The sequence below is a fragment of the Pseudomonas sp. HR1 genome (genome assembly GCF_030175875.1).
Classification (GTDB): domain Bacteria; phylum Pseudomonadota; class Gammaproteobacteria; order Pseudomonadales; family Pseudomonadaceae; genus Chryseomonas; species Chryseomonas oryzihabitans.
This window is the reverse complement of sequence record NZ_JASNRF010000001.1, coordinates 1,391,885-1,418,861: the sequence shown is the minus strand read 5'-3', so window position 1 is coordinate 1,418,861 and position 26,977 is coordinate 1,391,885. Positions and strand designations below refer to the sequence as shown.

Annotated in this window: 24 protein-coding genes and 1 pseudogene; 17 read left to right on the top strand and 8 right to left on the bottom strand. The window is 66.7% G+C overall.

Annotated elements, in window-relative coordinates; translation table 11 throughout:
• The first annotated feature begins 4 nt into the window (after positions 1–4).
• The 3 genes from QKY98_RS06585 to QKY98_RS06575 are packed head-to-tail and all read left to right on the top strand — an operon-like array spanning position 5 to position 2,102.
• On the top strand, positions 5–715 hold the full coding sequence (locus QKY98_RS06585; RefSeq protein WP_284670556.1) for a hypothetical protein: 711 nt from the start codon (positions 5–7) through the stop codon (positions 713–715).
• Positions 712–1,125 (top strand): phage holin family protein, encoded by a 414-nt coding sequence (locus tag QKY98_RS06580; protein WP_027597449.1) that lies wholly within the window; start codon positions 712–714, stop codon positions 1,123–1,125. The genes QKY98_RS06585 and QKY98_RS06580 overlap by 4 nt, the downstream gene beginning before the upstream one ends.
• The gene (locus QKY98_RS06575) at positions 1,122–2,102 is read left to right on the top strand and encodes a DUF3618 domain-containing protein (protein ID WP_115946359.1); all 981 of its coding nucleotides are present in this window, start codon (positions 1,122–1,124) and stop codon (positions 2,100–2,102) included. Before QKY98_RS06580 ends, QKY98_RS06575 begins: the two co-directional genes overlap by 4 nt.
• 93 nt (positions 2,103–2,195) lie before the next feature.
• Here the strand turns inward: QKY98_RS06575 and QKY98_RS06570 are convergent, their stop codons facing one another.
• Both QKY98_RS06570 and QKY98_RS06565 read right to left on the bottom strand, forming a co-directional pair.
• Positions 2,196–2,348 carry a hypothetical protein gene (locus QKY98_RS06570; RefSeq protein ID WP_169742412.1) on the bottom strand — a complete coding sequence of 51 codons (153 nt, stop codon included), beginning with the start codon at positions 2,346–2,348 and terminating at the stop codon, positions 2,196–2,198.
• A 68-nt stretch (positions 2,349–2,416) separates the two neighbouring features.
• A complete protein-coding gene (locus tag QKY98_RS06565; protein WP_284670555.1) occupies positions 2,417–3,397 on the bottom strand; it encodes an aldo/keto reductase in 981 nt (326 codons plus the stop codon).
• A gap of 270 nt (positions 3,398–3,667) precedes the next feature.
• Between QKY98_RS06565 and QKY98_RS06560 the strand changes: the two genes are divergently transcribed.
• From QKY98_RS06560 to QKY98_RS06540, 5 genes are all read left to right on the top strand, one after another.
• Entirely contained in the window at positions 3,668–4,582 is a 915-nt protein-coding gene (locus QKY98_RS06560) for a LysR family transcriptional regulator (protein WP_284670554.1), read from the top strand.
• Positions 4,583–4,652: 70 nt separating this feature from the next.
• Positions 4,653–6,386 carry an OPT/YSL family transporter gene (locus tag QKY98_RS06555; RefSeq protein ID WP_144949145.1) on the top strand — a complete coding sequence of 578 codons (1,734 nt, stop codon included), beginning with the start codon at positions 4,653–4,655 and terminating at the stop codon, positions 6,384–6,386.
• Positions 6,387–6,605: 219 nt separating this feature from the next.
• On the top strand, positions 6,606–7,886 hold the full coding sequence (locus QKY98_RS06550; RefSeq protein ID WP_027597444.1) for an MFS transporter: 1,281 nt from the start codon (positions 6,606–6,608) through the stop codon (positions 7,884–7,886).
• 136 nt (positions 7,887–8,022) lie between these two features.
• Complete coding sequence (locus QKY98_RS06545) at positions 8,023–9,081, top strand: HAD family hydrolase (RefSeq protein ID WP_042134584.1); 1,059 nt, start codon at positions 8,023–8,025, stop codon at positions 9,079–9,081.
• A 58-nt stretch (positions 9,082–9,139) separates the two neighbouring features.
• The gene (locus QKY98_RS06540; RefSeq protein ID WP_027597442.1) at positions 9,140–9,664 is read left to right on the top strand and encodes a glycine cleavage system transcriptional repressor; all 525 of its coding nucleotides are present in this window, start codon (positions 9,140–9,142) and stop codon (positions 9,662–9,664) included.
• 3 nt (positions 9,665–9,667) lie between these two features.
• Here QKY98_RS06540 and QKY98_RS06535 read toward each other — a convergent pair whose 3' ends face one another.
• The 3 genes from QKY98_RS06535 to QKY98_RS06525 form a co-directional block, all read right to left on the bottom strand.
• Entirely contained in the window at positions 9,668–10,153 is a 486-nt protein-coding gene (locus QKY98_RS06535; protein ID WP_027597441.1) for a UPF0158 family protein, read from the bottom strand.
• A gap of 76 nt (positions 10,154–10,229) precedes the next feature.
• Entirely contained in the window at positions 10,230–11,630 is a 1,401-nt protein-coding gene (locus QKY98_RS06530; RefSeq protein WP_037007504.1) for a sugar porter family MFS transporter, read from the bottom strand.
• A gap of 199 nt (positions 11,631–11,829) precedes the next feature.
• Positions 11,830–12,813, bottom strand: coding sequence for a LysR family transcriptional regulator (locus QKY98_RS06525; protein ID WP_007159848.1), 984 nt, complete (start codon positions 12,811–12,813; stop codon positions 11,830–11,832).
• 92 nt (positions 12,814–12,905) lie between these two features.
• Between QKY98_RS06525 and QKY98_RS06520 the strand changes: the two genes are divergently transcribed.
• From QKY98_RS06520 to QKY98_RS23925, 6 genes and pseudogenes are all read left to right on the top strand, one after another.
• Complete coding sequence (locus QKY98_RS06520) at positions 12,906–13,544, top strand: alanyl-tRNA editing protein (protein ID WP_144954396.1); 639 nt, start codon at positions 12,906–12,908, stop codon at positions 13,542–13,544.
• A gap of 35 nt (positions 13,545–13,579) precedes the next feature.
• A complete protein-coding gene (locus tag QKY98_RS06515; protein WP_150340475.1) occupies positions 13,580–14,350 on the top strand; it encodes a 2OG-Fe(II) oxygenase in 771 nt (256 codons plus the stop codon).
• Between the two features lies 1 nt (position 14,351).
• Complete coding sequence (locus QKY98_RS06510; protein ID WP_027597438.1) at positions 14,352–14,993, top strand: LysE family translocator; 642 nt, start codon at positions 14,352–14,354, stop codon at positions 14,991–14,993.
• Positions 14,994–15,022: 29 nt separating this feature from the next.
• Positions 15,023–15,352, top strand: coding sequence for an Arc family DNA-binding protein (locus QKY98_RS06505; protein ID WP_115946352.1), 330 nt, complete (start codon positions 15,023–15,025; stop codon positions 15,350–15,352).
• 101 nt (positions 15,353–15,453) lie between these two features.
• Positions 15,454–16,716 (top strand): annotated as a pseudogene (locus tag QKY98_RS23930) (HAMP domain-containing methyl-accepting chemotaxis protein); the annotation flags it as partial.
• Positions 16,702–17,415, top strand: a complete 714-nt coding sequence (locus QKY98_RS23925) for a methyl-accepting chemotaxis protein (RefSeq protein WP_437127535.1) — start codon at positions 16,702–16,704, stop codon at positions 17,413–17,415. The pseudogene QKY98_RS23930 and the gene QKY98_RS23925, both read left to right, overlap by 15 nt.
• Before the next feature lie 39 nt (positions 17,416–17,454).
• On the opposite strand, the gene QKY98_RS06495 is transcribed toward QKY98_RS23925, so the two are convergent.
• Positions 17,455–18,039: a flavin reductase family protein gene (locus QKY98_RS06495; protein ID WP_042134596.1), complete on the bottom strand. Its 585-nt coding sequence runs from the start codon at positions 18,037–18,039 to the stop codon at positions 17,455–17,457.
• A 173-nt stretch (positions 18,040–18,212) separates the two neighbouring features.
• On the opposite strand from QKY98_RS06495, the gene QKY98_RS06490 reads away from it, so the two are divergent.
• Positions 18,213–18,905: a hypothetical protein gene (locus tag QKY98_RS06490; protein ID WP_284670552.1), complete on the top strand. Its 693-nt coding sequence runs from the start codon at positions 18,213–18,215 to the stop codon at positions 18,903–18,905.
• Between the two features lie 199 nt (positions 18,906–19,104).
• Positions 19,105–21,117, top strand: coding sequence for a DNA helicase Rep (rep, locus tag QKY98_RS06485; protein ID WP_027597433.1), 2,013 nt, complete (start codon positions 19,105–19,107; stop codon positions 21,115–21,117).
• Positions 21,118–21,742: 625 nt separating this feature from the next.
• Here rep and QKY98_RS06480 read toward each other — a convergent pair.
• Together QKY98_RS06480 and QKY98_RS06475 are read right to left on the bottom strand one after the other, a co-directional pair.
• Positions 21,743–24,394, bottom strand: coding sequence for a cellulase family glycosylhydrolase (locus QKY98_RS06480; RefSeq protein WP_284670551.1), 2,652 nt, complete (start codon positions 24,392–24,394; stop codon positions 21,743–21,745).
• 283 nt (positions 24,395–24,677) lie between these two features.
• Entirely contained in the window at positions 24,678–25,655 is a 978-nt protein-coding gene (locus QKY98_RS06475) for a glycosyl hydrolase 53 family protein (protein ID WP_284670550.1), read from the bottom strand.
• A 148-nt stretch (positions 25,656–25,803) separates the two neighbouring features.
• On the opposite strand from QKY98_RS06475, the gene QKY98_RS06470 reads away from it, so the two are divergent.
• Positions 25,804–26,355: a DinB family protein gene (locus QKY98_RS06470; RefSeq protein ID WP_284670549.1), complete on the top strand. Its 552-nt coding sequence runs from the start codon at positions 25,804–25,806 to the stop codon at positions 26,353–26,355.
• Positions 26,356–26,977 lie beyond the last annotated feature (622 nt).

The window sequence follows — 26,977 nt, the reverse complement described above, 5'->3', positions numbered from 1 at the left end:
GCGTATGACGACGCCCCTCAATCCCGCCCAGGGACAACCCTCGCAGACCAAGGACGGTTCTACGGCAGAGGCCCATCTGCATGACCTGAAAGAGGTCGCCAAGGACACGGTGCAAGACGCCAAGCAGGAAGGTGCCGCGCACTTCGAGCACTACCGCGACACCGCGGCCGACCAGCTGGGCGCCATTGCCCAGAGCGCCCAGGCGGCGGCCGACGAACTGGAAGACAAGGACACCCTGGGCCTGGCGCACTATGTCAGCGACATGGCCCGGAGCCTGACCGGTCTGGCCGAGGATTTGCGCGGCAAGAACGCCGAGCAGCTGCTGCACCAGGCCGGCACCCTGGCCCGCGACAACCCGGCGCTGTTCCTGACCGGCAGCATCGCCATCGGCTTCGGCCTGTCGCGCTTTCTCAAGGCCTCCAGCCAGCCGGATACCGGCAGCAGCGCGCGCGTCGGCGGCGCAGACGCGGTGCCCTCGCTGACCACCCCCTCGGTCGCGGCGGAAAACGAACTGGTGGAGCCGGCGGGTGCCGACGTCATCCACACCAACAACATTCCCAAGGGTCCCGACCTCCACACCCCGACCACCACCCGTGGTGGCGATCCCATCGGTGGCGCGGCGATCAACCCGGCCCGCAGCGACAGCAACCTGAACACCGGCACCTCATCCAGCCAGCTGGATCGACCCACCCTGAGCGGAGGCAAGCAACCATGATCAACGACAACCCCACTCCGCGCCCCACCGAGGGCGACACCTCGGTCGTTGGCCTGGTCAAGCAGCTGGTCCAGGAAGTGCCGGCGCTGTTCACCAAGGAACTGGCCCTGGCCAAGGCCGAACTGGGCGAATCCCTGCGCACCACCAAGGCCGGCGTAGCCGGCGTCGCCGCAGGCGCCATCGTACTGCTGGCCGGCTTCATCGTGCTGCTGATGGGCGTCGTCTATTTCCTCTCCCAGTACCTCACGCCCTGGGCCGCCGCCCTGCTGGTGGGCGCCGTGGTCATGGTGATCGGTTTCATCATGGTGCAGTCGGGCAAGAAGCAGTTCGAGCCGTCCCACTTCACCCCTGATCGCACCGTCAACAGCCTGCAGAAGGACAAGGACGCCGTACGGAGGGCCGCACAATGAGCATCACCGATCAGATCGATCAGGAATCCCGCAAGAATCCCGACGAGCTCGAGCGCGAGATCGACCAGAAGCGCGAGCGTATCGAAGACCTGGTGGGCGCCCTGGAAAGCCGCCTGTCGCCCGGCCAGCTGTTCGATCAGGCACTGTCCTACACCAAGGGCCACAGCGGCGAATTCGCCCACAACCTGGGCAATACCCTCAAGGCCAATCCGGTGCCGGCGGTGCTGACTTCGGTAGGCCTGCTGTGGCTGGCGCTGGGACAGAATCGCACGCCGGCTCCGGCCACCACGGGCACTCCGCTCAAGGACAAGCTGTCCGGTGCGCTGGACTCGGTCGCCAACAGCGCCGGCCATACCCGCGATTCCCTGAACCGTGGCAGTCACGATGTGCGCGACAAGGTGACCGGCCTGGGCGAGAGCGTTTCGGCCAAGGCCTCCCAGACCGGGGAGCGGCTGAGCGATACCGCGGCGCAGGCCAAGGACACCCTGGCTGACCAGGCGCAACAGCTCAAGGGCACCTTCGAGACCCTGCTGCGTGAACAGCCGCTGGTGGTGGGTGCGCTGGGCATCGCCCTCGGCGCCCTGCTGGGCGCTGCCCTGCCACGCACCGAGACCGAGGACCGCGCCCTGGGCAAGCACAGTGACAAGCTGACCGCCAAGGCCAAGCAGGCCGCCAGCAGTGGCTACGAACAGGTCAAGGCGGCAGGCCAGGACGTGGCGAAAGAGGCGCGCCAGGCCAGCCAGGACCACCGCAGCCAGCCGGCGGACGCAGGCACTCCTGCGCCGAAAAATCTGGGCAACGATCCCGACGCCGGGGTCGAGTCCATGGCGGGCTCGCCGAGGGCAGGCACCGGCAGCACCCTCGGCGCCACCCAGGCGACCGCGGGCATGAATGTCGGCCGTACCGCGGCCAACGGCAATACCCCGGGCGCGGTCGGCGACGAGAGCGGCATGGCCACCCCGCCACGCAGTTTCTGACCGGCAGGATGGCCGGGGTCAGCCGCTGACCTCGGCCTGAAAAACGAAGGCGCCCGGGTCTGCACCCGGGCGCCTTCGTTTTCCGTGCCCCTATCAGTAACCCGGATCCGGATTCTCCTTGGGCTGCTCGGGTCGCTTGCTGTCCTGTGGGCGCTGTTCTTCACCGCCCTGGTTGAGTTCCTTGTGGGTCTCGCCGACCTTGCCGGCGTTTTCCGGCTTGTGATCGAGATCGTCGCGCTTGGCCATGATCCTCACCTCTTGTGGCTGAGTAGCTTAGGCAACGCGGCGGGGCCAGGGTGCCCCGGCCGCACCGATCAACGCAGGGGCGGCGCCATGAACTCCGGCCCCACCGGATCCTTGACTTGTTCGTCGAGGATGGCGTCGATAGCCGCCAGGTCCTCGGCGGACAGTCGCCAGCCGAAGGCCTCGTCCAGGCCCTGCAACTGCTCGGGCTTGCGCGCGCCCCAGAGGGCGATGGTCGGCCCCTGGTCGAGGATCCAGCGCACCGCCAGGGCCAGCACCGACTTGCCATGTCGCTCGCGGGCAAAGGCGCTCAGGGCCTCCACCGCGGCCAGGTACTGGGCGAAGCGTGGCGCCTGGAACTTGGGATCGCCCTGGCGCAGGTCATCGCCGTCGAATTGCGTCTGCGCATTCATACGCCCGGACAGCAGGCCGCGGCAGAGCGCGCCATAGGCGAGCACCACCAGACCGTGACGCTGGGCATAGGGCAGCACATCGGCCTCGATGGCGCGCTCGAAGAGGTTGTAGGGCGGCTGCACGGTGGACAGATTGGCGAACTGGCGGAAGGCCTCCAGTTGCTCGGGCGAGTAGTTGCTCACGCCGATGGCGAGGATCTTGCCCTCCTGCCGCAAGCGCTCCAGCTCACCCGCGGTTTCTTCGTGGGCCACCTGGGGATCGGGCCAGTGCACCTGATAGAGATCGATGCGATCGGTGCGCAGGCGCCGCAGGGAATCCTCCACCTCCTGGCGAATGCGGGCCGCGCTGGCGTTGCGGCGCACCTCTTCGTTGGGCCACTCCAGGGCTACCTTGGTGGCGATCACCGCCTGGTCGCGGATGCCTTCCAGGGCCTTGCCGACGATCTCCTCGGACCGACCGAAGCCGTACACCGGCGCGGTATCGATCAGGTTGATGCCGCCGTGCACGGCGCCGCGGATGGTCTCGATGGAACGGGCTTCGTCGGTACCGCCCCACATCCAGCCACCGATGGCCCAGGTACCGAGGCCGATGCGGGAAACGGGGGTATCGATACCCGGGATACGCAGGGTTTCACTCATAGGATCTCCAGGCGAAGACGCCAGTCGGAAGGGTTAGCCTTGTGAGGCTAATTCAAAAGGCGTTGAATAGGGCTCAACGAACGCTTGACCTTTAGAGCCTGTTCAAAGGCTCGCGAGCTAGAGACAAACAAGGCGAAAATGCCTGAGGAAGCGGAGTTTACGAATGGTAAATGAGCATTCCGACGGGGCTGGCCTTCCAGGGCATTTTCAACGCCGTTTGGCCGACGCGCAGCAGACTTTGGACAGGCTCTTATCGCGAGAGGACTGTACATGCCGACCCTCAACCGCGGCGAACTGGCCGATCTCAATGTCTTCGTCGCCCTGGTCCGGCGGCGCAGCTTTCGCCAGGCCGCCATCGAGCTGGGCGTCACCACCTCGGCGCTGAGCCACGCCCTGCGCCAGCTGGAGACGCGCCTGGGGGTCAAGCTGCTCAATCGCACCAGTCGCTCGGTGGTACCGACCCTGGCCGGCGCGGCGCTGGCGGAAAAACTCGAACAGGGCTTTGCCTTGATTGGCGAGGCGCTGGGCGAACTGGACCAGCACCGCGACGCCCCGGTCGGCCGCCTGCGCCTGAGCGTGCCGCGGGATGCGGCGCGGCTGCTGGTGACCCCGACCCTGCCCCGGCTGCTGGCGGCCTATCCGCAGTTGCAACTGGACATCAGCGTCGAGGATCGCCCGGTGGACATCGTCGCCGACGGCCTCGATGCCGGCATCCGCTATGGCGATACCGTGCCCCAGGACATGGTCGCCCTGCCGCTGACCGACGAATTGCGCTGGATCGTGGTGGGCGCCCCCGCCTACCTGGCGCGCCACGGCCGGCCGCAGCAGCCGGAGGAGCTTGCCGACCACCAGTGCGTACGCCTGCGGCTGGGCAGCGGCGCCCTCTATCGCTGGGAGCTGGGCAGTGGCGCCAGCATCCGGAAGATCGACGTGCCGGGTCCGCTCACGGTCAACGAGACCGAGACCTCGATCCAGGCCGCCCTCGACGGCCTGGCCCTGGCCTATTGCCTGGAATGGCGGGTGGCCGACGAACTGCGCGACGGTCGCCTGAAGCAGGTGCTGCCGGACTGGGCCTCGCCCGGCGCGCCGCTGTGCATCTACTACCCGAGTCGGCGCCAGCCACCACCCGGCCTGCGCCAGTTGATCGAGGCCCTGCGCCAGACCTGGACCGGACGCCACCCCTGAGGGCGCGAACCAACCGCCGCGCCCGGGGGTCCCCTGACCACGCCATGATCGCCTGACCGAGGAGGCCCTCTTGCCCGCAGCCAACGCCGCCGCATCCGACCTGCCGCTGCCCGTGGAGCGCGAACTCAGCCCCCGGGCGCTGCTCACCGGGGCGCTGCTGGGCATCCTGCTGACCCCGGCCAATGTCTATGCCGGCCTCAAGATCGGCTGGTCGTTCAACATGTCGATCATCGCCCTGCTGGTGAGCTACGGTCTCTGGCACCGCCTGGGGCGCCGCCTGCAGCAACCGGGCTGGACGCTGCACGAGAGCAACATCAACCAGACCGTGGCCTCGGCGGCGGCCAGCATCGTCTCCGGCGGCCTGGTCGCGCCCATCCCGGCCTACACCCTGCTGACCGGCCAGGAATTGCCAACCCTACCGCTGATGGGCTGGGTGTTCGCGGTGAGCTTTCTCGGCATCTGGGTGGCCTGGTACCTCCGGCCCCTGCTGCTGGCCGATGCCAGCCTGAAATTCCCCGAGGGCCTGGCCACCCTGGAAGCCCTGCGCCAGGTCTATGCCAGTGGCGCCGAAGCCCTGGCCCGCCTGCGGGTGCTGCTGGGCGCCCTGGCGCTGTCGGCGGCGGTCAAGCTGGTGGACACCTTCGCCTGGACGCTGCCGCGAGTCGCGCCCTCGCCAGCCCTGGAACGCCTGACCTTCAGCTTCGATCCCTCGCTGCTGCTGCTCGGCTTTGGCGGCATCATCGGCCTGAGGGTCGGGTTGTCACTGCTGCTCGGCACCCTGCTGGCCTGGGGCGGTGTCGCGCCCTGGCTGCTGTCCAGTGGTGTCGCCGCGCTGCCGGCGGAGGCCAGCGGTCCGCAATACGCCTTCCTGGTGCAATGGCTGCTCTGGCCCGGGGTGAGTCTGATGGTCAGCGCCACCCTGGCTGCGCTCGCCGTGCGGCTGATCACCCTGCCCCGCGCCGAACGCCGTCGCCAGGGCTGGCAGCGGCCGCGCGCCTGGCCGCTGGCGCTGCTGCTGGCGGCGGCTCTGCTGGTGGTGCTGCTGCAGGTGCGGCTGTTCGGCATAGATCCCTGGCTGGCCCTGCTGGCCCTGCCCCTGGCGCTGTTTCTCGCCGCCATGGCCGCGCGGGTGGTCGGCGCCACCGGCATTCCCCCCATCGGCGCCATCGGCCAGCTGTCGCAGCTGACCTTTGGCCTGGCCGCCCCCGGGCAGGTCAACATCAACCTCATGGGCGCCAACACCGCGGGCGGGGCGGCGGGACAGAGCACCGACCTGATGAACGACTTCAAGGTCGGCCAGGCCATCGGCGCCACCCCGGCCAAGCAGGTGGTCGCCCAGTGCCTGGGCATCGCCCTCGGTGCGGTAACCGGGGTGCTTACCTATCGGCTGCTGATTCCCGATCCCCAGGCGCTGCTGCTCAGCGCCGCCTGGCCGGCGCCGGCGGTGGCCCAGTGGAAGGCGGTGGCGGAAACCCTGACCCAGGGCCTGGGCGCCCTCGATGGCGCCATGCGCCTGGGCATCGTCCTGGGCGCCCTGGCCGGCTTGCTGCTGGGCCTGGCCGAAGCCTTGCTGCCGACCCGCCGCGCGCACTGGCTGCCCAGCTCGGCGGCCCTGGGGCTGGCCTTCATCCTGCCGGCCTCGGTGTCGCTGATGATGACCCTGGGCGCACTGCTCACCGCCCTGGTGCGCTGGCGGGCACCGGGGCTGGCCGAACGCTTCGCCCTGGCCGCCGCGGCCGGCCTCATCGCCGGGGAAAGTCTGGCCGGGGTGGGGGCGGCTTTCTGGCAAATGCTCTCGACGTGAGCTGCGACATCTTGTCAACTGGACAATAATTTCCAGACGTAATGTCGCGAAGCTTTCAATAACCTTTCAAACCCATGAAATTCGGGGGTTCTGGTCCGATTCAGCTTGCCAGCGCGCTTTTGCAACACATAAGGTTACAAATAGCGCGACCCACCCGCGAGAGGTCTGGGCGCCCTGCGCGAGCTGTCACCATAACAAACCCAATCCGAGCTAGCAGTCATGGCCACCACCTCGAAAGCCAAATCCATCTTCCGCGTCGTCAGCGGAAACTTCCTCGAAATGTACGACTTCATGGTCTATGGCTTCTATGCCACGGCCATCGCCAAGACGTTCTTTCCCGGCGATAACGAACTCGCCTCCCTGATGCTGTCGCTGGCCACCTTCGGCGCCGGCTTCCTGATGCGCCCCCTGGGGGCGATCTTTCTCGGCGCCTACATCGACAAGCACGGCCGTCGCCACGGCCTGATCGTCACCCTGGCGCTGATGGCCCTGGGCACCCTGCTGATCGCCGTGGTGCCGGGCTATGCCACCCTGGGCGTCGCCGCACCGCTGCTGGTGCTGCTCGGCCGCCTGCTGCAGGGCTTCTCCGCCGGTGTCGAACTGGGCGGCGTGTCCGTCTACCTGTCGGAGATCGCCACCCCCGGCCGCAAGGGCTTCTTCGTTTCCTGGCAGTCCGCCAGCCAGCAGGTCGCGGTGGTCTTCGCCGGTGTGCTGGGCGCGCTGCTCAACCACTGGCTGTCGCCCGCCGAAATGGGTGAATGGGGCTGGCGCATCCCCTTCCTGATCGGCTGCCTGATCGTGCCCTTCCTGTTCATCATCCGTCGTTCCCTGGAAGAGAGCCCGGAATTCGAGGCGCGCAAGCATCGCCCGACCTTCGGCGAAACCATGACCTCCATCCGCCAGAACTTCGGCGTGGTGCTGGCGGGCGTAGCCATGGTCTCCATGACCACCGCCTCCTTCTACCTGATCACCGCCTACACCCCGACCTTCGGCAAGCACGAGCTGAACCTGACCGCGCTGGACAGCCTGATCGTCACCGCCTGCGTGGGTGTTTCCAACTTCATCTGGCTGCCGGTGATGGGCGCCCTGAGCGATCGCATCGGCCGCCGTCCGTTGCTGATCTTCGCCACCGTACTGGCCATCCTCACCGCCTACCCGGCGATGATCTGGCTGACCCACGCCCCGGGCTTCTCGCGCCTGCTGATGGTCGAGCTGTGGCTGTCCTTCCTCTATGGCACCTATAACGGTGGCATGGTGGTAGCCCTGACCGAGGTGATGCCGGCCCATGTGCGCACCACCGGCTTCTCCCTGGCCTACAGCCTGGCCACCGCGACCTTTGGCGGCTTCACCCCGATGGTCTGCACCTGGCTGATCCAGGAGACCGGCAACAAGGCCGCTCCGGGCATGTGGCTGACCGTAGCGGCCGTCCTCGGCCTGGTCGCGACCCTGACCCTGTTCAAGGGCAACACCGAGCCGCGCTTCAAGACCGTCACGGCCTGACAGCCCTGTCGCAGAGCGGCAGGTCCTGCCGCTCTCGCGTCCACCCAGGTCGCTCCGCGCATCGAACTGTCATGACCTTTTGTTATGGTCTAGACCAGATGACCGCAACCCGCGGTCGCCGTGCCGGAGTCCGCCGATGTCCACCCTTCCCCGCCTTCTCGCCGGCCTGGCCGGCGGTCTGCTCAGCCTTACCGCTGCCGCCACCGAGCTGACCCACTGGCCGGCCGATGCCGCCCGCCAGCTCGACGCCCTGATCGCCGCCAATGCCAACCAGGGCAACTACGCGGTGTTCGACATGGACAACACCAGCTATCGCTACGACCTGGAAGAGGCCCTGCTGCCCTTCCTGGAGATGAAGGGCGTGCTGACCCGCGACACTCTGGATCCTTCGCTCAAGCTGATTCCCTTCAAGGATGTCGGTGGCCACAAGGAAAGTCTCAACAGCTACTACTACCGGCTGTGCGAGGTCGACGACCTGGTCTGCTACCCCTGGGTCGCCCAGGTGTTTTCCGGCTTCACCCTGCAGCAACTCAAGGGCTACGTCGACGAGCTGATGGCCTACGGCAAGCCGATCCCCGCCACCTACTACGGCAAGGACGACAAGGTGGAGACGGTGGAGATCAATCCGCCCAAGCCCTTCACCGGCCAGCAGGAGCTCTATCACAAGCTGATGGAGAACGGCATCGAGGTCTATGTGATCAGTGCCGCCCATGAGGAGCTGGTGCGCATGGTGGCGTCCGATCCGCGCTACGGCTACGGCGTGAAACCGGAAAACGTCATTGGCGTCACCACCCTGCTCAAGGACCCGGCCACCGGCGCCCTGACCACCGCCCGCAAGCAGATCGCCGAAGGCAAGTACGATCCCCAGGCCAACCTCAAGCTGCAGGTCACGCCCTACCTCTGGACCCCGGCCACCTGGTTCGCCGGCAAGTACGCGGCCATCCTCACCTACATAGATCCCTGGAAGAAGCCCATCCTGGTCGGCGGCGACACCCCGGTCAGCGACGGCCCCATGCTGTTCCAGGGCGTGGACGCCGCCAAGAACGGCATCCACCTGTGGATCGACCGCAAGTCCAAGTACCGCACCCAGATCGAGGCGATGATGAAGAGCAACGCCGAGGGTCAGGCCAAGGCCGGGGTGGCGGTGAACGCGGACAAGCACTGGGTGATCGTCAAGCCTGAAGACATCCAGTAGGCCGGCGGCGATCGGGCGGGCTAGACTGGGACTCCCTCAGCCCGCCCTGGAGCCCGCCATGGAACACCTGGTCCTGACCGTCATCGCCCCCGATCGCCCCGGTCTGGTGGAAGCCCTGGCCGACTGCGTGGCCGCCCAGGGCGGCAACTGGCTGGAAAGCCGCATGGCCCACCTGGCCGGCCAGTTCGCCGGCATCCTTTCGGTGGAAGTGGAACCGGAATTGCGCAATGGCCTGGTGGAGACGCTGCAGCAGCTGGCCATTCCCGGCCTGCGCATCCTGGTCGGCGAACCCGGCCAGCCGGCGCCGGTGGGTGCGCCTCTGGTGCAGTTGGATCTCCTGGGCAATGACCGGGTCGGCATCGTCCGCGACATCACCCGGGCGCTGCACCAGGTCGGGGTCAACGTCGAACGCCTGTCCACCGAGACCCGCCCGGCACCCATGAGCAGCGAGGTGCTGTTCCACGCCACCGCCCTGCTGGCGCTCCCAGCGGACCTCGAACTCGAGGCGCTGCAGGCCCACCTGGAAACCCTCACCGACGACCTGATGGTGGAGCTCAAGCTCTATCGCCACGGGCACGACTAGGCCCTAGCTCCGCCCCTTCTCCAGCCGTCGCCGGATGCCCTCGGGGACATCGTCCGGCAGCGGCATCCGCCCGTCCGCCGGCAGGGCTTCCAGGCCGGCTTCGTCCAGCAGCACCAGCACCTCCTCCTTGAGGCGACTCAGGGCGAAGGCCTGCCAGGCCTCGCGCACCGAGGGGAAGAGCTCCAGTTCGTAGTCGAAGGTGCGAATCGGTCGCCGACTCTCCAGGGCCGCGCGCAGCAAGGGCTGGGCGTGGGGATGGCGCAGCTGGTGCAGAAAGGCTTCGCGCAGCTCCAGGCGATCGTCCTGGGTCAGGCGCGGCAGCGGCAGGTAGCGTTCGGGATCTTCCAGTTCCTCGCGTTCTTCCAGACTGAGATCGTCCGGATCGAGCAGGCGCAGGGCGCCGCTGGCAAGGTCGAGGAAGTGGGTACCTCGCTCCCGGCTGTCCAGAGCGGCAGCCAGCAGATCGAGGTCGAGGGTGAGGGGGCGCATGGCAGGACTCCGGCACAGGCGAACAGGAGCGGAGGTTACCTCCGCTCCTGTTGCGACCTGACGCTGGAGCCGGCGTTCAGCCTTTCCGCTGATAGGGGAAGAAGCGCCGCTCGCGCAGGTCGTGCTCGATCTGCTCCAGGCTCTTGCCCTTGGTCTCCGGCACCAGGCGCCAGATGAACAACAGCGCCACCAGGGAAATCCCGGCATAGAGCCAGAAGGTATGGGCGGCGCCCAGCTTGGTCACCAGACTCAGGGTGGTGAGGGTCACCAGCAGGTCGAAGCCCCAGTGGCTGAAGGCGCCGACGCTGGCGCCCTTGCCGCGCACGAACAGCGGATAGACCTCGGCGTTGATCAGCCAGATGCAGACGCCAAAACCGCCGCAGTTGAGCATCAGGTAGGCGGCCAGGCAGGCCACCACCGTCCAGCGCTCGACATCGGTCTGGGGACCGGCGCCCTGGAACAGGTAGCCCATGATCGCCAGCGCGATGATGGAGCCGGGAATCAGCGTCAGCAGGTAGCGGCGACGACCGATGCGATCCACCAGGAAGCTGCCGACCACGGTCATGATCACCACCAGGATGGTGCTGCAGCCGGTGGCCAGCACCGCGGTCTGGTCGGAGAAGCCGGCCTGGGTGAGGATGGTGGGTGCGTAGTAGATCAGGGCATTGTTGCCGGTGATCTGCGAGAACATGGCGATGCCGGCGCCCACCAGCAGGGCCGGACGGACCCAGGGCGAGAAGAGGTCACTCCAGTTGCCTTCCGGCGCGTTGCTCACGGTCTTGATCTCGGCCAGTTCGGCCTGGGCCGCGGCCTTGCCGCCACGGACCCGTTCCAGCACCGCCAGGGCGTCGCCCTCGCGACCCTTGACCAGCAGCCAGCGCGGACTCTCCGGCAGTACCGCCATGCCCGCCAGCAGGATCAGCGCCGGCACCAGGCCGAGGCCGAACATCCAGCGCCAGTGTTCGTCCAGAGCGAAGCCGGTGAAATAGGCCACGGTGATGCCGAACACCACCATGAACTGAAACAGCACCACCAGCTTGCCGCGGTGCTCCGGCGGCGCCACCTCGGCGATGTACACCGGGATGATCTGGGTGGAGCTGCCGGCCGACAGGCCGAGCAGGAAGCGCGACAGGATCAGCAAGGTGACGTTGGGCGACAGCGCCGAGAGCACCGAGCCCAGGGCGAACACCAGGGCCACGCCGATGATGGTCTTGCGGCGGCCGAGGCGGTCGGAGATCGGGCCGGTGCCGAGGCAACCGAACAGGGCGCCAAAGATGATGGCGCCGGTCACCAGTTGCTTGACGGTGTCGTCCATGGCGAATTCGCGGCCGAGGCCGAGCAGGGCGACGCCGATGATGCCGGTGTCGTAGCCGAACAGCAGACCGCCCAGGGCGGCGATCACGGCGATGAGCACGACCAGCCCCTTGCGCGGGGTGGCCGCCACGGGTGCGGCGAGCGAGGGTGATGAAGCGAGCATGGGGAAATCCTTTCTTGTTTTGCCAGGGCAAGGATCGCGGCGGCGACCTGATCCACCCGCGCGGGCGGGCCGTGGGGGAGCATGGCCCAGGGAAAAGCGCGATGCGGCAGGCAGAGAAACGTTAGGTGAATCGTTTCACCTAATGATGCCAGTTGTAACAGGACTTGTGAAAAGCATCACGCTTGGCGACCGGCAGCGGCTAGCTGCCGATGGTCAGTTCCTGGAAGCGCTGCTCGGGCAGCGCCGCTGCGCCCTGCCCCGGGCGCAGGGCCTGATCGCCCAGGCGCTCGACCAGGAAGTCGATGAACACCTTGAGCTTGGGCGGCAGGTGGCGCGTCGCCGGATAGAGCAGCCAGGCGCCGCCGTGGTAGTGCGGCAGAAAGGACCACTCCGGCAGCACCTGGATGATCTCGCCACGGGCCAGGGCCGCCTGGGCGGTGAACAGGGGCAGACTGCCGATGCCGATGTGGTTAAGCACCGCGTCCAGGCGCACCCCGGTGTGATTGGCGGCATAGCGACCGCGCACATTGACGTGGACCACCTTGGCGCCCTGGCGAAACTTCCAGCGTGAATCGGCCGGTTCCTCCGCCAGGTAGATGCAGCTGTGCCCGGCCAGATCGCGGGGATGGGCGGGCTGACCGTGCTCGGCCAGGTACTGCGGCGTGGCGCAGAGCAGGTGCTCGATGGTCAGCAGCTGACGACCCACCAGCCCGGGCGGCGGCCGGTCGGTGATGCGGATGGCCAGGTCGACGTTCTCGTCGATCAGATCGACATAGCGGTCTTCCAGCAGCAACTGCACGTCCACCGCCGGATAGCGACGCAGGAAGTCGGCCATGTGCGGATGGATCACCGTGCTCCCCACCGCCTTGGGCACCGACAGCCGGACGATGCCAGCCGGCGCCTGGTTGAACTGGCCACTGACCTCCAGCACCGCCCGCGCGGCGCCGACCATGTCGCTGCAGCGCCGATAGACCTCCTCCCCCGCCTCCGACAGGCGCAGCTTGCGCGTGCTGCGATTGAGCAGCCGAGTGCCCAAAGCCTTCTCCAGGCGCGCCACGCTGCGACTGGTGGAGGATGGGGTCAGACCCAGCTGACGGGCCGCCGCAGAGAAGCTGCCGCTCTCCACCACCCGCACGAAGATGGCCATCTCGCTGAGCAGCGGCAGGGGAAGATTTATGCTCACAGCGCAAAATTCCTTTGGAGGGAGGGTGGATTATCACCCTTGCGTGCGCTCTTTAGAATGAGGATGTTTCTCGTTTTCTAGGTAGTAGACGTATGACCGAGCGCCTGTATTTCCTGAGCGACAGCCTGATCGCCGAGGTCGAGGTCCACGCCTGTAGCGCCGCCGAGGACGGTTATGTCGTCGAATTGCTGGCCACGCCCTTCCATCCCCAGGGCGGCGGCCAGCCCAGCGACACCGGCTGGATCGGCACCGCCGAGGTGACCCGGGTGGTCCAGGACGGCGACCGTATCCTGCACCACACCACCCGCCCCCTGCCGCCCGGCCGTGTGCTGGCCCGGGTCGACGAAGGCCGGCGCCAGCTGCATTCGCGGCTGCATTCGGCCGGGCACCTGCTCGGTCACATCGGCGAGACCCATGGCTGGAAGCCGGTCAAGGCCCATCACTGGCCGGGCGAAGGCCGCATCGAATTCATTCCGGGCGAGGCGTCGCAGCCCCTGGACAGCGAAGCCCTGCAGGCGCACTTCGACGCCCTGGTGGAAGAAGACCTGCCGCTGCAGATCGAGGTGCAGGCCGATGGCCAGCGCCAGGTGCGCTTTGGCGAGGACGTGGCGCGCTATGCCTGCGGCGGAACCCACGTGCGCTCCCTGCGCGCGGTCGGCGCCCTGAGCGCCCTGGGCGTCAAGGAAAAGAAGGGACGCCTGCTGGTGAGCTACGACATGGCTGGCGCCTGATCAACCGCTCACCTCACCCGCAGAAAGGAAGCGCCATGCTGCTCGAACTCGACGCTCTCGACACCGAGAGTCTGCTCCGTCTCACCGATGAACGCCTGCTGGCCGTGCGGGTGCGCCACTTCGTGCCGCGTCCGCTGGCCGACGACCTCGGCCAGCAGATCCTCGGCAACGGCTTCGCCACCTACACCAACGCCCCCAGCATCGGCCGCATCGGCATGGCCTTCTACGAGGCGGAGCACCAGCGCGCGCAGATGGACGACTATTTCGCCAGCGTCACCAGCAACCTGGAAGAATTGCGCCGCCGCTGCCGTCCCTACCTCAATCCCATCGACCTGGTGCGCTGCACCCTCGACGAGGTCTGGCCGGCCGGGGCCCGCCTGCAGACCCTCTGGGGCCGCAAGATGTACGTCGGCCTGTCGCGGGTGGTGAAGCCGGGGGTGCGCTTTCTCGCCCACCACGACATCTTCGCCAAGGACGCGCCGGGCAGCGAGGAAGCCGAAAGTCTGGTCGCCCAGCTGGCCTGCAACGTCTACCTGACCATGCCCAGTGTCGGCGGCGAACTGCAGCTCTGGTCGCGCGAGCTGTCGCCGGAGGCCTTCGACGCCATGCGCGGCGACAGCTACGGCATCGAACCCGACCGCCTCGGCCCGCCCTGCCTGACCATCCGCCCCGAACCGGGCGATCTGATCCTCTTCAATTCCCGCCGCATGCACGCCGTGACCCCCGGCAACGACCAGCCGCGCCTGTCGCTGTCGTGCTTCGTCGGCTATCGCGGGGTGGCCGAACCCCTCACGTACTGGAGCTGACATGTCCCCCTACCTGAGCGAATTCCTCGCCCTGGCGACCATCCACTTCCTCGCCGTGCTGGCGCCCGGTCCGGATTTCGCCGTGACCGTGCGCCAGAGCGTGAGATTCGGCCGCCTGATCGGTCTCTGTACCGCCCTGGGCATCGGCGCCGGCATCTCGGTGCACGTGCTCTACACCCTGCTCGGCATCGGCGCCCTGATGCACGCCACGCCCTGGCTGCTGGGCGTCGCCAAGGTGGTCGGCGGTGCCTACATCCTCTGGCTGGGCTTCAACCTGATCCGCAGCAAGCCCACCGCCGCGCCGCTGGACGACAGCCAGTGGCAGCAGGCCGATCTGCAACGGCAGTCGCCCGGCAAGGCCTTCCTCACCGGCTTCCTGACCAACGCCACCAATCCCAAGGCCACCCTGTTCTTCCTGGCCATCTTCACCACCGTGGTCAGCGGCAGTACGCCACTGACCGTCCAGGGCCTCTATGGCCTGTGGATGTGCGCGGTCAACGCCGGCTGGTTCGCCCTGGTCAGCCTGCTGTTCTCCAGTCCGCGCGTTCGCCAGACCTTCCTGCGCCTGGGCCACTGGTTCGAACGAACCATGGGCCTGGTGCTAGTTTTCTTCGCCGGTCGACTGCTGTTGTCGGCGCTTTGACGTCAGTCCATTCGTCTTGGAGGTCCTCCATGCCCTACGTCCACCGCGCTCCCGCTGGTATTCCCACGGAAAAGTTCGTCGTCCGCCTGCCCGATGGAATGCGTGAACGCATCGCCGCCGTGGCCCGCTCCCATCGCCACAGCATGAACACCGAGATCGTCGCCTGGCTGGAACGCAGCCTGGTGCAGGACGGGGTCCTGGAGCAGCAGCAGGTCGACGCGGACGACGAGTTGCTCAATGCCAGCGAGCAACTGCTGCTACAGCGCTTTCGCCAGCTCAACGAGCGTCAGCAGAATGCGCTGATCTCGGTGCTGGAGCTGGAGTTACCCGTGCCGATGAACACGCGCGAAACCGCCTGAATCCGGCCGGTTCGGGCCCCGCAGCGAACCGGCCGTCGGTTCCGGAGCCGCCAACCAGGCGGCTCTGACGTGCGGCTTTCAAGTATCGATCGGGACAGCCGATGAAGGGGGTCTTCGTACTCTCTTCCGGAATCCCCATGTCTGTATCCAAAGCCTCCTGGCTGAGCAATCTCGGCATTTCCAAGAAGCTGGCCCTGGGCTTCGGCGCCCTGCTGGTCATGGTGACGGTGGTGGCCCTGTTCGGCTATTTCACCGCCAATACCCTGCTCGAGCGCATCAACAAGACGCGCTACAGCGGTCAGCTCAAGGCGGATGTCCTCAGCGTCAGGATCGACGAAAAGGCCTATCTGCTCGATCCCAGCGCCGCCAATGCCACCCGGCAACAGGCCACCCTGGCTAGCGTGACGGAAGACATCGGCAAGGGCCTCAACCTGCTGACCAACCCGGCCAACGTCGCCATCCTGCAGGATATCCAGCGGGAGATGAAAACCTATCAGGAGCGCTTCGCCGCCCTGCAGCAGGCCAACCAGGCCAGCGCCGGGGCGCAGAAGGAACTGACCCAGGTTTCCGACACCGTTACCGAGACCCTCGATCAGCTGTTCGAGCTGGTCTTTGCCCCGGGTGGCAGCTACAGCACCGCCGATCTCAAGGCCTTGGCCGAGATGAAGGCGCAGATGGTCGGTGTGCGTCTGGCCATCCGTCGCTTCCTCGGTACCCCGGATGATAGCAAGTCCCAGGCGACCCTCAAGGTCATCGACGAGCTGCTCAAGACGCTGGCCACTGCTCAGAAGCAGATCGACGGCGACACCGCCGCCCGCCTCTACAGCGCCACCCAGGACGTGACCCGCTATCGCGCCTTCTTCGAATCCATCGTCGCCCAGAATCGTCAGGCCCAGGCCGCCGTCGCCAGTCTGCAGGAGCAGGGCAACAAGCTGGTGCAATTGCTGGATCAGTTGGGTGAAGGCCAGCTCAAGTCCGCCGCCGCCGAGCGTGAAGCCGCCCTGCTCAAGCTGCTGCTGAGCAGCCTGATCGCCCTGCTGATCGGCATCGCCGCCGCCTGGCTGATCACCCGCCAGATCACCCAGCCGCTGGCGACCGCCATGGCCATGCTCAAGCGCGTCGCCGCCGGCGATCTCACCCAGCGCAACGAGGTGAGCCGCCGCGACGAGCTGGGCGAACTGCAACGCACCACCCAGGCCATGGCCGATGACCTGCGTCAGTTGGTCGGGGGCATCGCCAATGGCGTGGGGCAACTCAGCAGCGCGGCCGACGAACTCTCGGCCTTTGGCGTCCAGACCAGCCGCGGCGTCACCCAGCAGCGCGACGAGATGCAGCAGGTGGCCACCGCCATGAACGAGATGGCGGCCACGGTGCACAACGTGGCGCAAAACACCGCCAACGCCTCCAGCGCCGCGCAGAACGCCGACAGCATGGCCCGCGAAGGCAGCCGCACGGTCAAGCGCGCGGCCGAGGAAATCACCCTGGCCGCCGAAGAGGTGCAGGGCCTGGGCGATGCCATGGAGCGCCTGGACAGTGCCAGCGGTCGCATCGGCAGCGTCATCGACGTGATCAAGGCGATCGCCGAGCAGACCAACCTGCTGGCGCTCAACGCCGCCATCGAAGCCGCCCGCGCCGGCGAACAGGGCCGCGGCTTCGCCGTGGTGGCCGACGAGGTCCGCTCCCTGGCGCAACGGACCCAGGAGTCCACCCAGGAAATCGGCGAACTCATCGCCACCCTGCAGCAGGGCACCACCGAAGCCAGTGCGCGGATGCAGGCCAGTCGCGACCGCACCCTGGGCACCGTGACCCTGGCCCAGGACGCCGAGCGCGCCCTGGAGGTCATCTACCAGGCGGTGGCGGAGATCCAGAGTCTCAATCAGCAGATCGCCACTGCGGTGGAAGAGCAGAGCCTGGTGGCCGAGGAAATCAACGGCAACGTGGTCAAGGTCAGCGGCCTGGCCGAGGAATCGGCCACTGCCAACGCCCATGCCGCCGCCTCGGTCAACGAGCTGGCCCGCCTGGGCGGCGATCTGCAGCAGATGGTCGCGCGCTTCCGCGTCTGACCCTGCTCGCGACGACGCCAGGCGCTGGCGTCGTCGGATTCAGGCCTTGGGCGTCAGCAACTGGCCCTGGATGCCGTCGCCGATCACCAGGAAATGGCCGCCGGCGACGTGGTGCAGGGTGCGCAGGCCGTCCTGGCCGCGAAAATCCCAGCGTCCCTCGCGAAACACCCGGGTATCGGCCCGGGCGGCGACCACCTCACCGAGGAACAGATCGTAGTCCTGCTGGTTGTGCGCCTCGGGCAGCAGCCGGCATTCCAGCCAGGCTACGCAACCGGCAATCAGCGGCGCGCTGACCGCTTCACCGGCCAGCGTCTCGATGCCGTAGGCGGCGAACTTGTCCAGCTCGCGGCCGCTGGTGTTGCCCACCGTCTGCACCAGATCCACCTGGGCGGCGCAGGGCACGCTGAGCACGAAGCTGCCCTCGGCCTCCAGCAGTTCGCGGGTCCAGGTCTGCTTGTCCAGCACCACCGCCACCTTGCCCGGTTCGAAATCCACCGCCATCGCCCAGGCCGCGGCCATGACATTGCGCCGGCCTGCATGGGCGGCGCTGACCAGCACCGTGGGACCGTGGTTCAGCAGCCGATAGGCCTTGGCCAGGGGGACGGCGGCAAGGGTCGAATTCATGGATGGACTCCCGCGGGAAAAGCCCCAGGGTAACGCAGCCCTTGCCGTTCGGCGCCGCGCGGGTAAAAAATTGCCGCTTTGCGACGCGCTCGCCAAACGTCGGGAGACATCAGGGGTCTATCGCCCACTCCCGGCCCGGGACCAACAAGAAACCTGCGTTAAGGATGACCCCTATGCCCACCTGCCTGGCCCGCTCCCTCCTGCTGCTCTGCGCCTGCTGCCTGGGTCTGCCGCTGGCCCATGCCCAGGTCGCCAAGCCGGCGCACAGCGCTCCGCTCACCCAGCCGCTGCTCTCCAGTTCCATCAACGACTTCAGCAACGAAGACTGGGATCGCGGCGTCCTGCGCCGGGTGCCCGGTCTGACCATTCCGGCTACCCCGGCGAACGTCGAAGGCTTCATCAGCGGCCGCCAGGTCCAGCTGGGCGACGGCGAATGGCGCGCCATCACCGAAGTCCAGCGGGTCGGCGACAACCTGGCGGTGTTCGTCGAGGGCAAGCCGCTGGACGCCGAGACCGTGGGCTATCCCAGACGCCTGGCGGTGGATGACGCCCCCGGCACCGGACGCCATCTGCAGCGCCTGCCGGGTCGCTTCAACACCCCGATCAACGATTTCACCAACCAGGACTGGCTCAAGGGCATCTACCGCAAGGCCGCCGGCATCTCCATCCCGGTCACCGAGCGCAATCGCGAGGAATTCAAGCCGGGCGCCATCGTCCGCCTGGCCGACGGTCAGGACTATGCCGTCACCCATGTCAGCGAATTCGGTCGCAGCATGGGCGTGTTTCTAGACAGCCCGGTGCTGCCCGGCGAGAAGTACGGCTATCCGCGCCAGCTGACCTTCGTCGCGCCACCGCCCAAGCCCTAAGGGCCTGTTCAAAGTCTCGCGAGCTAGAGCCAAACGAGGCGAAAAGGCCTGAGGAAGCGGAGTTTACATAGTGTAAATGAGCATTCCGAAGGCCTTTTCAACGCAGGTTGGCCGACGCGCAGCAGACTTTGAATCAGGCTCTGACCGCGGGGACCGGCGCTGGTAGAATTCTTGCCCAGCGTCATCACCCCGGTCCGCCATGTCCAAGCTCAACCCCCGCCAGGCCGAAGCCGTGGCCTATATCAGCGGTCCCCTGCTGGTGCTGGCCGGTGCCGGCTCCGGCAAGACCAGCGTCATCACCCGCAAGATCGCCTACCTGGTCCAGCAGTGCGGCATCCGTGCCCAGTACATCTGCGCCGTGACCTTTACCAACAAGGCGGCGCGCGAGATGAAGGCGCGGGTGGCCAGCCTGCTCAAGGCCGGCGAAGGCCGCGGCCTGACCGTGTCCACCTTCCACAACCTCGGGCTGAACATCATCCGCCGCGAGTACGCGCACCTGGGCTACAAGCCCGGCTTCTCGATCTTCGACGAGGGCGACATCAAGGCACTGCTCACCGACATCATGCAGAAGGAATACCAGGGCGACGACGGCCTGGACGAGATCAAGAACTACATCGGCAACTGGAAGAACGACCTCATCCTGCCGGACGAGGCCCTGGAAAAGGCGCGCACCCCCAAGGAGCAGACCGCCGCGGTGGTCTATCTGCACTACCAGCGCACCCTCAAGGCCTACAACGCGGTGGATTTCGACGACCTCATCCTGATGCCGGTCAAGCTGTTCCAGGAACACCCCGAGGTGCTGGAACGCTGGCGCAACCGCATCCGCTACATGCTGGTGGACGAATACCAGGACACCAACACCAGCCAGTACCTGCTGGTGAAGATGCTGGTGCAGGAGCGCGCCCAGTTCACCGTGGTGGGCGATGACGACCAGTCGATCTACGCCTGGCGCGGCGCGCGACCGGAAAATCTGATGCAGCTCAAGGATGACTTCCCCTCGCTCAAGGTGGTGATGCTGGAGCAGAACTACCGCTCCACCAGTCGCATTCTCAAGTGCGCCAACGTGCTCATCGCCAACAACCCCCACGTGTTCGAGAAGCAACTCTGGAGCGAGATGGGCCACGGCGATCCGATCCGGGTGCTGCGCTGCAAGAACGAGGACGGCGAGGCCGAGCGCATCGCCCTGGAGATCCTCACCCTGCACCTCAAGACCCAGCGCCCCTACGCGGACTTCGCCATCCTCTATCGCGGCAACCACCAGGCCAAGCTGATGGAGCTCAAGCTCCAGCACCACCAGATCCCCTACCGACTCTCCGGCGGCACCAGCTTCTTCGCCCGCCAGGAGGTCAAGGACGTGATGTCCTACCTGCGCCTGCTGGTGAATCCGGACGACGACAACGCCTTCCTGAGGGTCATCAACGTGCCGCGCCGGGAAATCGGCTCCACCACCCTGGAAAAGCTCGGTAACTACGCCGGCAGCCGGGATCGCTCGATGTACGCCGCCGCCGACGAGATCGGCTTGGGCGAACACCTGGATGCCCGCTTCACCGAACGCCTGGGGCGCTTCAAGCGCTGGATGGACGGGGTACGCAAGAATTGCGCGGGCGAGGACCCGATCGGCGCCCTGCGCAGCATGGTGATGGACATCGATTACGAGAACTGGATTCGCCAGAACGCCAGCTCCGATAAGGTCGCCGACTTCCGCATGGGCAACGTCTGGTTCCTCCTGGATGCCTTGAAGAACATCCTGGAAAAGGATGAAGACGGCCAGATGACCATCGAGGACGCCATCGCCAAGCTGGTCCTGCGCGACATGCTCGAACGCCAGCAGGAAGAAGAGGAAGGCGCCGACGGGGTGCAGATGATGACCCTGCACGCCTCCAAGGGCCTGGAATTCCCCTATGTGTTCATCATGGGCATGGAGGAGGAAATCCTGCCGCACCGCTCCAGCATCGAGGCCGACACCATCGAGGAGGAGCGCCGCCTGGCCTACGTGGGCATCACCCGCGCGCGCCAGACCCTGGCCTTCACCTATGCCACCCGGCGCAAGCAGTACGGCGAGCTGATCGACTGCACCCCCAGTCGCTTCCTGGATGAGTTGCCGCCCGAGGACCTGCAGTGGGAAGGTCTGGAAGAAGCGCCCCAGGAACAGAAGGCCGCCCGCGGCAACGATGCCCTGGCGGCGATGCGGGCGATGCTCAAGCGGGGTTGAGGGGGAAGGTCTCCAGTGGGTGGCTCCCTCACCCCAGCCCTCTCCCGGAGGGAGAGGGGATATCCGAAGTCACCCCAGGTTTCGCCCCACGCCGATCAGTCCCCTCTCCCCCTGGGAGAGGGTTAGGGTGAGGGTCCGCCCCACGCCAGACTGACACCCTCACCCCAGCCCTCTCCCGAAGGGAGAGGGGGCGTTCGAAGTCATCCCAGGCTTCGCCCCACGCCGATCAGTCCCCTCTCCCCCTGGGAGAGGGTTAGGGTGAGGGCCCGCCCCATGCCTGACTGACACCCTCACCCCAGCCCTCTCCCGGAGGGAGAGGGGCGTCCGAAGTTACTCCGGTGACTCGCCCCACACCGAGCAATCCCCTCTCCCCTTGGGAGAGGGCCCGCTTCACTCTGAACTGACACCCTCACCCCGGCCCTCTCCCGGAGGGAGAGGGGGCGTCCGAAGTTACTCCGGTGACTCGCCCCACGCCGAGCAATCCCCTCTCCCCCCTGGGAGAGGGTTAGGGTGAGGGCCCGCCCCACGCCGGACTGACATCCTCCCCCCATTTCTAACCCCCAAAACGACCCCGCCCCCGCTACCGGTCAGGTAGCGGGGGCGGTGGTCTGGCCGCGCCGGGGTCTTACTTGGCGAAGCTGGTCACCATGTCGAAGATCGGCTTGGGACGCTTGAGGTCATACATCATCCCGAAGTGGCGCTCGTGGATCACCGAGAGGCTCGGCTCGTCGAGCAGTTCGTAGACGTTGATCTCGGCCACCACGTCCTTGTAGCTGGTGTTGAGCACCGTGAGCATCTGCTTGACGCTGTCGTAGCAGGCCCGGTCGCCGTCACGGCCGCCGTCGGTGTTGCCCTGGTAGACGTTGCCGCAGTTCATCTCGTTGAAGAACACCTTGGTCTTGTACTTGGTGGCCATGGCGCGCATCTGCCCCAGGTACATGTCCATCCAGTAGCCCTTGTCATCGAAGTACGGGTAGTAGTGGAAGCTGATGTAGTCGAAGTTGAAGCCCGACGCCCTGGCCTGGTCGAGGAACCACATGGCCCCATTGCGATCACCCGGGCAACGGGCGGTGGCGGTGCGGTCATCCGAGTTGCACGCCATCACGTTGATGGTGGTCTTGAGGTTGGCGCCCAGCTCGTCCGAGGCCTGCTTGATGCCACGGTAGATGCCGACCAGGGTGTTGATGCGATCCTGCGCTCCCGCCTTGGAATAGTCCTGCTCGTTGCCGACTTCCCAGATCTTGATGTCGTTGGCGTAGCGCTTGGCCAGGGCATAGGCCTGCGCCTGGGTAAGCTTGTGGGTGATGACCGGTCGCAGGGTGATGTTGTACTTGCGGGCCAGGGACACCAGGCGGTCCAGCTCGGGCAGGTTCATCACCAGATACTCGCCGGAGCGATAGGTGCGCAGGTTGCGCGCAGCCAGGACCTGCAAGCGGGCTTCCATCTCGGCCGGCGGATAGGCCGCGCTGTTGTCGTGGCCGACCACCCCCAGCGGGATGTTCTTGTAGCCGCTCAGCGGAGCCGAGGCAACAGCCCCACCGGTAACCGGCTGGACCACGTTCTGCACCGGTTGCACGCTGGCCGCGGGGGTCGGCGTGGTCGTGGTGGCAGTGCCCTGGGCCAGCGCGGTGCTTACCTTCTTGTCGAAGGCGGTCTTGTCGTCGCCAGCGGCGGCGCGCAGGACTTCCAACGGCAGGTTGGCGCGGGAGGTGACACCATTGGCCAGGCGGCTGGTCCAGAAGGCGCTGCCGCTGCTGTCGGCGCTACGGCCATAGAGGTTCTGGTAGACCTGGTTGACCAGAGCGGCGCCGCTCAGCGCGCCATAGAGGGCGGTCGACTCGCCATTGGCGGCGAAGGTGGCTGCCAGTTGCTCGACGCTCATGTCGCTGGCCAGGCGCGAGGCCCAGTAGTTGAGGCCACCGGCATCGGCCGCTCGACCGTAGTAGGCCAGGTAGAGCTGCTCGACAGTGGTCAGCTTGGACGAGGTCGCGGCGTTGGCGGCGGTACCGGTGGCCGCACCGGTGGTAGCGCCTGTCGTGGCACCGCCCGTGGTGGTGCCGGTGGTGCCGCTACCCGTGGCCGGCGCGGCGCCGGTGGTGGTGCCGGTGGTGGCTCCGGTCGTGCCCGAGGCCCCGGTCCCGCCGGTGGTGCCCGCGGTCGTGCCCGAGGCCCCGGTCCCGCCGGTGGTGCCCGCGGTCGCGCCGCTGGTAGCGGTCTCGGTCTTGGGCGGCGTGGTAGCGGTCGGAGTCACCTGCGGGCCGATGCCGGCGCAGCTGTCCTTGTCCAGGTACTTGGCCAGCACCGCCCACTGCGGACGCTCCTTGCCATTGATCGGCTCGACCGCCTGGTTGTAGGTGCCCCAGCCCGGGCCGGCGGCCCAGTAGGTTGCCGGAATGCAGTTCTGCTTCAGATAGGCCAGCATGCCGTCGAGGATGGGCAACCAGCGCGCATCGGTGTCAGGTACGCCGAAGCCGCCGATGAAGCCGCGCTTGTTGTTGGTCTTGAGCCAGGAGACGAAGGGCTTGAGGCGCTCGACGCCATAGCTCGGCGAGAGGGTCGCCACGTTCAGGCTGGTGTCGAAGAAGGCCTGGGCCATGAAGATCAGATTGTTGGCCGGATCCTTGAGCTTGAGCAGCGCATCGTTCCACTGCGGCCAGCGGGTGGTGTCGGCCCAGCCGTTGCCTTCGATGAAGATCGGGTGGGTCGAATCGACCACGCGCACGCCGTCGATGCCGTACTGGGCAGCGGTCGGCCAGTTGCTCACGGCGTCGTGGGGCTCGTTCATGATGTCGTAGCCATAGAGCGCCGCATGGGTGCCCCAGCGCTGGGCGACGCGGGTCATGAGATTCTGGAAGGCCTCGTAGGGGACTTCGCCCGCGCCGATGACCTTGCCCTGGTAGCGGGCGTAGTTGTGCAGATCGAGGATGACCTTGACGCCATACTTCTGAGCGTAGCCCAGGGTGCGATCGATCAGGCCGGCATAGGTGGGGTCGAGATTGACCCCCATGGACGGTTGCAGGCGCTCCCAGAGAATGGGAAAGCGCACCAGCTTCACGCCCTTGGCGCTCCACTGCTGGAAATGGCTCTCGGCCGGGAAGATGAAGTTGCGGTCGTTGACACCGGGCAGGATCTGGGCGGCGAAGGTGGCGCCGGAGAAGTTGAGACCGACCAGGTCAACGGCCTGGGCGGAGGTGGCAAGCGAAGCGGTGGCGAACAGGGCAGGCAAGAGCAGCGCCTGACGCGGCAGGCGGCGGGAGATGGAGCTAAGGATTGTCATGCAAAGGAACCAGATAGGCCGAGGTGCGCGATTCGATCCGTGCATCCCACCTCGGTACAGCAGGAAAACTGCCGGGGAAGATCGTTTCCCCAACACCTGCAAAGCCTAGTGCAAGCGCTAGACCAATAAGAACCCGTGCCATCACGAAGCAGGGGTAAACGCAGCGTTTTGCCAGATGTACGGTGCCGATGATGGCACTTTGTCTACCGTTCGTCGGTGACCGACTGGTCACCCGAAAGACCTGTCCCAGCGATAAAGTCAGGTTTGTCCGCTTTCTGGCGGCTCAGGGCGTGCCGGCATAGCGACGGACCAGTTCCATGACCGGTTTGGGCCGGTCCAGGTCGTACATCAGCCCGAAGTGACGCTCATGGGCAACTGGATGGGTCGGCTCGTCGAGCAGCTCGTAGACGTTGATCTCGCGGACGATGTCGCGATAGCGCCCATTGAGCTCGGAGAGGATGTATTCGAGGCTGTCATAACAGCTGCGATCTCCCGGCCGGCCACCGTCGGTGGTGCCCTTGTAGATCTCCGCGCAATTGACCTCGTTGTAGAAGATCTGCGTCCGGTACTTTTCCGCCATGGCGCGCATCTGCCCCAGGTAGAGATCCATCCAGTGGCCGCGATCCTGGTAGTGCGGGTAGTAGTGAAAGCTGATGTAGTCGAAATCAAAGCCGGCCGCCTTGGCCTGATCGAGAAACCACATGGAGCCCAGGCGATCGCCCGGGCAACGCGCCTTGGGCCCGGTGTCGTAGGAATTGCAGGACATCACGTTGATGGTGGTCTTGAGGCCGGCGTCCAATTCGTCGGAGGCGCGGCGGATGCCACGGTAGATGTCCACCAGGCGACTGATGCGGATACCCGCGCCGACCCGCGAGTGATCCTGCTCGTTGCCGATCTCCCAGATCTTGATGTCCTTGGCATAGCGCTTGGCCAGGGCATAGGCCTGGGCCTGGGTCAGCTGCTGGGTGATCACCGGTCGCAGGGTGATGCGGTACTGGCGGGCCAGGGCCACCAGGCGATCCATGCGCGGCTGATCCAGCAACAGGAATTCGCCAGAGCGGTAGCTGCGCAGGTTGTAGCGGTCGAGCAGTTGCAGGCGCCTTTCCATCTGCGCATCGGGATAGGCGGCGTTGTTGTCGTGACCGACCACGCCCAGGGGGATGTAGGGCAGCTCGGGCAGGGCGACGGATTCGGCGGCGCGGACCGGGCCACCCAGGCACAGGGCGGCGACCAGGCCCAACCAGGGCGATATTCGAGGCATCAGGCGCATCCTTGCAGGTGGGCAGCAGAGCGGCGGAGCATGGCAAAGTGCCGACAGCCCCTCAATCATGGACGCCTCCAGGCTGCGATCCCCCGCACAACCAGGCGCGTTACAGTAGGTGTCCGCGCGCCTTGTCGAGGACCTGCCCATGACCGCTTCCCTGCTGCTGGCCCAGGCCTGCAATAATCGCTGGTCGAACCATCGCCTGCTGGCGGCCTGCGCCGGTTTGTCAACGGAAGCCCTGCGGGCGCCCCAACCCGCCGCCTTCTTCGGCTCGCTCTGGGCCCTGCTCGGCCATCTGCTCGACGTGGATCGCTTCTATCTCGATGCCCTGCACGACCAACCCCGGCCCTACCAGGACACGGACTGGCCCGACCTGGCGACGCTGCATGCAGCCCAGACCGCCAGCGACCAGCGCCTGATCGCGCTGTGCCGCGGCCTCGCTCCGCCGCAACTGAGCCAGCTCATCACCCTGTCCCGCGCCAGCGGCCCGGTACGGGAAGGGCGACTGCGCACCCTGCAGCACCTCTTCGTGCACCAGCTGCACCACCGCGGCCAGGCCCACGCCCTGCTCCTGGCCAGCGGCGTGGCGCCACCGCAACTGGACGAATTCTTTCTCGCCCAGGACGGACCACTACGCCGGGCGGAGTTGGCGGCGTTGGGGATCGATGAGGAGGCGTTGTGGGGGACTGCCTTGTAGTGGCAACTGTCTTTATCGCGGCCAGGCCGGTGCGCCGTAGCGACCGCTCCTACAAAAGCATCCCCCTGTAGGAGCGGCCCATGGCCGCGATTCGCTGCTGAAATTCCTATCGCGGCGGCCGATCGCGATCTGTCTAGGAGCGCTGGGGACAAACGCCCACTCGAACAGCCCCCTCTCCCTCCGGGAGAGGGTTGGGGTGAGGGCGCCCCCAGGCACCGGCTTCAACGTGGAAAAGGCTGCGCCGTTTTCCACTCTACGCGGACAGAGGAACTCGAGCGCCCACTCGGACAGCCCCCTCTCCCTCCGGGAGAGGGTTGGGGTGAGGGCCGCCCCAGGCACTCACTTCAACGTGGAAAAGGCTGCGCCGTTTTCCACCCTACGCGGACAGAGGAACTCGAGCGCCCACTCGAACAGCCCCCTCTCCCTCCGGGAGAGGGCTGGGGTGAGGGCGCCCCCAGGCACCGGCCTCCAGGTGGAAAAGGCTGCGCCGTTTTCCACCCTACGCGGACAGAGGAGCTCGAGCGTCCACTCGGAAAGCCCCCTCTCCCTCCGGGAGAGGGTTGGGGTGAGGGCGCCCCCAGGCACCGGCTTCCACGTGGAAAAGGCTGCGCCGTTTTCCACC

Bases quoted from the DNA above. Each gene is read 5' to 3' on its own strand.
- QKY98_RS06575 (WP_115946359.1), top strand. From the start codon at position 1,122: ATGAGCATCACCGATCAGATCGATCAGGAATCCCGCAAGAATCCCGAC.
- QKY98_RS06475 (WP_284670550.1), bottom strand. From the start codon at position 25,655: ATGCCTCGAATATCGCCCTGGTTGGGCCTGGTCGCCGCCCTGTGCCTG.
- QKY98_RS06490 (WP_284670552.1), top strand. From the start codon at position 18,213: ATGCCCACCTGCCTGGCCCGCTCCCTCCTGCTGCTCTGCGCCTGCTGC.
- QKY98_RS06545 (WP_042134584.1), top strand. From the start codon at position 8,023: ATGTCCACCCTTCCCCGCCTTCTCGCCGGCCTGGCCGGCGGTCTGCTC.
- QKY98_RS06515 (WP_150340475.1), top strand. From the start codon at position 13,580: ATGCTGCTCGAACTCGACGCTCTCGACACCGAGAGTCTGCTCCGTCTC.
- QKY98_RS06530 (WP_037007504.1), bottom strand. From the start codon at position 11,630: ATGCTCGCTTCATCACCCTCGCTCGCCGCACCCGTGGCGGCCACCCCG.
- QKY98_RS06480 (WP_284670551.1), bottom strand. From the start codon at position 24,394: ATGACAATCCTTAGCTCCATCTCCCGCCGCCTGCCGCGTCAGGCGCTG.
- QKY98_RS06505 (WP_115946352.1), top strand. From the start codon at position 15,023: ATGCCCTACGTCCACCGCGCTCCCGCTGGTATTCCCACGGAAAAGTTC.
- QKY98_RS06565 (WP_284670555.1), bottom strand. From the start codon at position 3,397: ATGAGTGAAACCCTGCGTATCCCGGGTATCGATACCCCCGTTTCCCGC.
- QKY98_RS06550 (WP_027597444.1), top strand. From the start codon at position 6,606: ATGGCCACCACCTCGAAAGCCAAATCCATCTTCCGCGTCGTCAGCGGA.
- QKY98_RS06535 (WP_027597441.1), bottom strand. From the start codon at position 10,153: ATGCGCCCCCTCACCCTCGACCTCGATCTGCTGGCTGCCGCTCTGGAC.
- QKY98_RS06470 (WP_284670549.1), top strand. From the start codon at position 25,804: ATGACCGCTTCCCTGCTGCTGGCCCAGGCCTGCAATAATCGCTGGTCG.
- QKY98_RS23925 (WP_437127535.1), top strand. From the start codon at position 16,702: ATGAACGAGATGGCGGCCACGGTGCACAACGTGGCGCAAAACACCGCC.
- QKY98_RS06580 (WP_027597449.1), top strand. From the start codon at position 712: ATGATCAACGACAACCCCACTCCGCGCCCCACCGAGGGCGACACCTCG.
- QKY98_RS06585 (WP_284670556.1), top strand. From the start codon at position 5: ATGACGACGCCCCTCAATCCCGCCCAGGGACAACCCTCGCAGACCAAG.
- QKY98_RS06495 (WP_042134596.1), bottom strand. From the start codon at position 18,039: ATGAATTCGACCCTTGCCGCCGTCCCCCTGGCCAAGGCCTATCGGCTG.
- rep (WP_027597433.1), top strand. From the start codon at position 19,105: ATGTCCAAGCTCAACCCCCGCCAGGCCGAAGCCGTGGCCTATATCAGC.
- QKY98_RS06540 (WP_027597442.1), top strand. From the start codon at position 9,140: ATGGAACACCTGGTCCTGACCGTCATCGCCCCCGATCGCCCCGGTCTG.
- QKY98_RS06510 (WP_027597438.1), top strand. From the start codon at position 14,352: ATGTCCCCCTACCTGAGCGAATTCCTCGCCCTGGCGACCATCCACTTC.
- QKY98_RS06570 (WP_169742412.1), bottom strand. From the start codon at position 2,348: ATGGCCAAGCGCGACGATCTCGATCACAAGCCGGAAAACGCCGGCAAG.
- QKY98_RS06560 (WP_284670554.1), top strand. From the start codon at position 3,668: ATGCCGACCCTCAACCGCGGCGAACTGGCCGATCTCAATGTCTTCGTC.
- QKY98_RS06520 (WP_144954396.1), top strand. From the start codon at position 12,906: ATGACCGAGCGCCTGTATTTCCTGAGCGACAGCCTGATCGCCGAGGTC.